This is a genomic window from Cognatilysobacter tabacisoli, from assembly GCF_003586305.1.
Classification (GTDB): domain Bacteria; phylum Pseudomonadota; class Gammaproteobacteria; order Xanthomonadales; family Xanthomonadaceae; genus Cognatilysobacter_A; species Cognatilysobacter_A tabacisoli.
The window spans coordinates 1-1,163 of record NZ_QXJI01000008.1 but is presented as its reverse complement, the minus strand read 5'-3'; the positions used below and the strand labels follow the sequence as shown (position 1 = coordinate 1,163).

Sequence of the window (1,163 nt, the reverse complement as noted above, 5' to 3'; positions counted from 1 at the left end):
GCCACGACGCCGGCGCCGACGGTGCGGCCGCCTTCGCGGATCGCGAAGCGCAGGCCCTCGTCCATCGCCACCGGGTTGATCAGCGACACCACCATCTTCACGTTGTCGCCCGGCATCACCATCTCCACGCCTTCCGGCAGCTGGCAGGCGCCCGTGATGTCCGTCGTGCGGAAGTAGAACTGCGGGCGGTAGCCCTTGAAGAACGGCGTGTGGCGGCCGCCCTCGTCCTTCGACAGCACGTACACCTCGGCCTCGAAGTCCGTGTGCGGCTTGATCGAACCGGGCTTGCACAGCACCTGGCCGCGCTCGACGTCGTCACGCTTCGTGCCGCGCAGCAGCAGGCCCGCGTTGTCGCCCGCCTGGCCCTGGTCCAGCAGCTTGCGGAACATCTCCACGCCGGTGACCGTCGTCTTCTGCGTCGGACGGATGCCGACGATCTCGATTTCGTCGCCGACCTTGATGATGCCGCGCTCGATGCGGCCCGTGACCACCGTGCCGCGACCCGAGATCGAGAACACGTCCTCGACCGGCATCAGGAACGGCTTGTCGATGTCGCGCTCCGGCTCCGGAATGTACGTGTCCAGCGCCTCGACCAGCTTCAGGATCGCCGGCACGCCGATCTCGCTCTGGTCACCTTCCAGCGCCTTCAGCGCCGAACCGTGGATGATCGGCGTGTCGTCGCCCGGGAAATCGTACTTGCTCAGCAGCTCGCGGACTTCCATCTCCACCAGCTCCAGCAGCTCGGCGTCGTCCACCATGTCCGCCTTGTTCAGGAAGACCACGATGTACGGCACGCCCACCTGGCGGGCCAGCAGGATGTGCTCGCGCGTCTGCGGCATCGGGCCGTCCGCGGCCGAGCACACCAGGATCGCGCCGTCCATCTGCGCCGCACCCGTGATCATGTTCTTCACGTAGTCGGCGTGGCCCGGGCAGTCGACGTGCGCGTAGTGGCGCGTCGGGCTCTCGTACTCCACGTGCGCCGTCGAGATCGTGATGCCGCGCGCCTTCTCTTCCGGCGCCGCGTCGATCTGGTCGTACGCCTTGAACTCGCCACCGAATCGCTCGGCGCCAATCTTCGTCAGCGCCGCCGTCAGCGTCGTCTTGCCGTGGTCAACGTGACCGATCGTGCCCACGTTCACGTGCGGCTTGGTGCGCTCGAATTT

Annotated in this window: 1 protein-coding gene; it reads right to left on the bottom strand. The window is 67.1% G+C overall.

Annotated features, from left to right (window positions below; genetic code table 11):
• The coding region (tuf, locus tag D3A60_RS14410) for an elongation factor Tu (RefSeq protein WP_119719479.1) at positions 1-1,163 on the bottom strand (1,163 nt) is incomplete at both ends.